The organism is Liquorilactobacillus oeni DSM 19972 (genome assembly GCF_001436275.1).
Taxonomy (GTDB): Bacteria; Bacillota; Bacilli; order Lactobacillales; family Lactobacillaceae; genus Liquorilactobacillus; species Liquorilactobacillus oeni.
This window is the reverse complement of sequence record NZ_AZEH01000039.1, coordinates 297,042-301,325: the sequence shown is the minus strand read 5'-3', so window position 1 is coordinate 301,325 and position 4,284 is coordinate 297,042. Positions and strand designations below refer to the sequence as shown.

Here is a 4,284-nt window from a genome sequence, read left to right as displayed (position 1 = left end):
GATGTCAAAATAGCAATATACGAAAGGGCTTTAAACATATACCACAGCAGCAATTAGACTATCTGATTGTTTAGTTGAATTTTGCCTGTTTTCATGAAAAGAACAATCTTTTAGGCTTATAAGTTATTCATTCACTTTCATGTATAAACTTTCGTATTTGCACTTTGACAACTGCATATCGAAGTAGAACTCATACTTCAATGGTTAGATTACCATATTCAAAAGTTAGTCATGGATAGAAACAATGCATGCTACGTCTCTGAGAGGCTCGTCGGTCAGTGACCTACACACGACAGCATAGCTGAGTGCGAAGCGCGATGATCCAAGAAATTGGGGAGCGATATTAGAAAAAAGCTAGTTTAAATATTTTATTAATACTTTAAACTAGTCAAGTAATTTTGAATTGTGTTACATTTTATGTTCACACTGCAATATTAAGTAAATTATTTAGTTTATTTGATAGTTTGAAAAATAAAATTTCTTTTGTCATAAATGACATTTCAAAAAAGTTAAAAGACAACCCTAATACAAATTTTATCGATATTTGGTTACAAAGAATGACATTATTAATTGATCGAAAATATAAATATATGGATCCTCTTTGTCAAAAAGTTTATTATAATGAAAAAGTGCAAATATGGAATTCTTTTTGGATAAAAAACCTATAAATGAAAGTTGCGTAATAAGTGAATATACAATTACGTCACTATGCTCCTATCCTAGTCATTTTATTATGGCACAAATGTCTAAATATTTGTGTACCAAATACTAGGATAGGAGCAGTTCAATGCTAAAGCACTTAGGTGAATATGTAAAAAAAATCACCCCCGAAAAGGAGTGATTTTTGTTTATTATTTGTATACCCATATAAAATGAGCTTTAATCAATTGTGTCGGATAAATATTTTGTTTTCCTAGTTACAAAAAAATATTCCCATAAATTGACTAATGGTCCCACTAGCAGCACAGCTAAAATAGTTCCAACACCGATAGCAGTAATATGATTAATAAATATTAAACTCAAACCAATTGAAATAACAATCATTGCTACATCAAAACTGAATTTTGCTTTTCCAAATGTAGATTTTAACTTCATACAAATCACATTAACAACTCCATCCGGCGGATTCAAAATGAAATTAGCTTTAATCATCATAAAAACTCCTAGAGAGGTAAAGATAATTGCTAACAAGGTAATTAAAATTTGTTCCCATAAAGCATTCAACACAATTTTTTCCAGACCGATTCTTAATCCGTAAAAATCAACAATCCAGCCAAATATAAACGCCACAAATAATTGAGAAACTGTCTGCCACTTAATTTTGTGTAATAAACAAAGTTCAATAAGAACAAAAATAACAAAAGTTAGGGTAGTAGCTTGACCTAAGGTAATTGGTAAAAAAAGTGACAGAACCTGTGGAACAGATACTAAAGCACTAACACCTAATTTACCACAAGTAAATAACACTGTTCCCAAAGCTAAGACATTTAAACCTCCGATATATAATATCGGTCGTAAATAATTAAAGCGTTTCTTAGTATTCAATCTATATCTTCCTTTCTTTTCCATGGTACGCTACAATATGATTGAAATTAGTGAGCTTAGGGCTTAAAAGTATCGCAAATTTATCATACAGCTTAGAGCATGCTATAACGCAAGGAGATTTTTATGAATTATTCAATCACTGAAACTAGTCGACTAATCGGACTTAGTAAATACACACTGCGCTATTACGAAAAAGAAAAGTTGATTCCAAAAGTTAAGCGTGATTCAAAAGGTTATCGAGTTTATACTAAACAGGATATTGAATGGCTAACTTTTTTATTGAATATTAGACAAACTGGTATGTCTATCAATAAAATAAAACAATTTTCTCAAATGAGATTCAATACAGAGACAATTTCTATTAGGCGAAAAATGTTATTAGAACACAAAGAAAACATCATAGAACAGGAGAAAAAGCTTCAAAAATCAATGGCAGCGATTGAAGCCAAAATAGCAAGATATGATCGTTATACTCAATTACAAACTGAGCAAAAAGACATGAATAGGTATTAACAGGGCGTTCTTAAAACGAATACACAAACAAGTGCTCTGAAAGGGAAGGAGTGCTGTTATTGTTTTTTAGACCTTAATTAAAAGTCGTTTATTATGCAACAAACGGTTCTATCGATAAAAGATTAAAATGTCTTACAATAAGTTTAAAGATGTTTGCTAGGAAATTTTAAGGCTTGCTGGTCAGCGTAATTACATAATTATTAGACAGAATTGACTTCGGTTAATTTTTAATTAAACCCAACGGACTTGTTTTGTTTCGTGCTAAATACTTACCATCGCTCATTAGAACTGTCCAAAAGGAGGCTTGGAAATGAAACCAAACATTCTTGAAAATATTTGTTATACAGAATTAGTCTATCAAAGAATAAACAAGAAATTAAATTTAAGCTTTTATCTAAAATGAAAATAGAAACTTTGGTATATCAAGTAATAGAAGCTAGTTGTAGTACAGTAACTAAAAGAGGGAAAAACTATTACATTAAGAACCCTCAAAAAAATATACAAATTACTGTTAACTGAAATAATTATCGGGTGATCACTGCTGATAGGATCTAGAATAAGGCACTTAAGCTATGACACAATAGCTTAGGCCAACGGTCAAAAATTTGAAAGGGTGGTGTATATATTTGACAACACGTCCAAATTTTAGCGAAAGCATGGATAGTAAGATATTTTCTAGCTTTTATTGGTATAAAGAGGAATTACAAAATATTTGTAGCCAATATGGGTTACCGACATATGGCACTAAAGCGGAACTAACTAAATATATTGTTGCTTTCTTAAATGGTGAAGTTGCCGCAGAAATAAAACCAGTCAGAAAAGTTAGGCGAAGAAAAGGTTCACATCTAACAGCCGACAGTATCTCATTAAGCACTAAGTTGCTTAACTCTGGTTTTTCTCTTAACCAAGAAGCAAGAAAATTTTTTGCTAGATATTTTGGTGTTGAACATTTTTCCTTTCGTAAAGTGATGGGAATAAAAATGAGAGAGGTTGAAAAGAATGCTGACGTAAGTGCTACTGTAGCTGATTTGGTTAAAGTGTTGGAAGATACTAAAATAATTTTCTTTGATGATAATGATGAAGAAAAAACCTATCAGTGGAATAACTTTGTGCGAGCTTTCAGAAATGACCCAATCTCGAAAAACTACCATGAACCGATGAAAGTAGCTGCAATCATTTGGAAAATAGTTAAAAATTCAGATCAGCCTAAAATTTATGAGAGAAATTTAGTCATTAAGAATGCCAAATTAATAAAGAAATTCCTCCTTATCACTTAACGCCATTTGAGCGTGGTCAAATTGATTATTTATGGAACACCGAAGGAATTCATAATCAGACAGAAATTGCGCGACGGTTACACCGAACAGTTACGACGATTAATAATGAACTCCGTCGGAGTCAACGCTTTTCGGATTATAAATTGAGACCACGTAAATGGCATGCTTATCGTTATAATGCCGAAGAAGCTCAACAATATGCCGACTTAAGAAAAGATCGGATTGGTACTAAAAAAAAGTATTCAAAGAAAAAAGCGCGGATTATTGCTAAAAGGATTTTAGATGATAAATGGTCACCGCAAATGATTGCTGAAACTCATAAGGAATTGAAATTGAGTCGCAATACAATTTATAACTGGATTTATCGAGGTATGATCCCAGGTGTTTCTGAATCTAATTTGCGTTATCGCCATAAATATCGAAGGTGAGACCACAACGAGCAGTTGAAATGAACGCTAAAGAAAAGAGGGCGGCTGAATTAAAAACTGAAAGAAAGAGGGTGAAGCAAAAAGAAAAACAGCTGGTTCGCCCACTTAAACATTCAATTGAAGAACGCCCAGTTGGCGTTGAGAAGCGTAAAGTTTTTGGTCACTGGGAAGTTGATTGTGTTCTACCAAAAAAAGGTTATAAGCAAGTCTTTGTGACATTTTGCGAACGTAAAACACGTTATTATATTGTTTTAAAAGCTGAATCACAGTCTGGAAAAGCGGTATGTAAGGTCTTGGATCAATTTATGGACTTATTAGGAAAACGTGCAAAGCATATTGTTCAATCATTCACATTTAACAATGGATTTGAATTTCCCAATCACTTTGTGATTAATAAAGTGCTCGGATGCTGCGCGAATATTTTCCGAAGAAAACACATTTTGAATATGTTAACAATGATGACATTCGCCGTGTATTACATAAGATTAATAAACGGCCAAAGGCTGTTTTGAATTATAAAA

At 32.3% G+C, this 4,284-nt stretch carries 4 protein-coding genes and 1 pseudogene; 4 read left to right on the top strand and 1 reads right to left on the bottom strand.

The window, feature by feature from the left end; all coding sequences use genetic code 11:
- Positions 1–879: 879 nt before the first annotated feature.
- On the bottom strand, positions 880–1,545 hold the full coding sequence (locus FD46_RS06640) for a YczE/YyaS/YitT family protein (protein WP_057896377.1): 666 nt from the start codon (positions 1,543–1,545) through the stop codon (positions 880–882).
- Between the two features lie 123 nt (positions 1,546–1,668).
- Between FD46_RS06640 and FD46_RS06635 the strand changes: the two genes are divergently transcribed.
- The 4 genes and pseudogenes from FD46_RS06635 to FD46_RS10755 form a co-directional block, all read left to right on the top strand.
- Complete coding sequence (locus FD46_RS06635) at positions 1,669–2,058, top strand: MerR family transcriptional regulator (protein WP_057896376.1); 390 nt, start codon at positions 1,669–1,671, stop codon at positions 2,056–2,058.
- A 336-nt stretch (positions 2,059–2,394) separates the two neighbouring features.
- Positions 2,395–2,577, top strand: a complete 183-nt coding sequence (locus tag FD46_RS10620) for a DUF3781 domain-containing protein (RefSeq protein WP_057896375.1) — start codon at positions 2,395–2,397, stop codon at positions 2,575–2,577.
- Between the two features lie 107 nt (positions 2,578–2,684).
- On the top strand, positions 2,685–3,335 hold the full coding sequence (locus FD46_RS06625) for an SAP domain-containing protein (protein ID WP_057896374.1): 651 nt from the start codon (positions 2,685–2,687) through the stop codon (positions 3,333–3,335).
- A pseudogene (locus FD46_RS10755) lies at positions 3,317–4,284 on the top strand (IS30 family transposase); the annotation flags it as partial. The gene FD46_RS06625 and the pseudogene FD46_RS10755, both read left to right, overlap by 19 nt.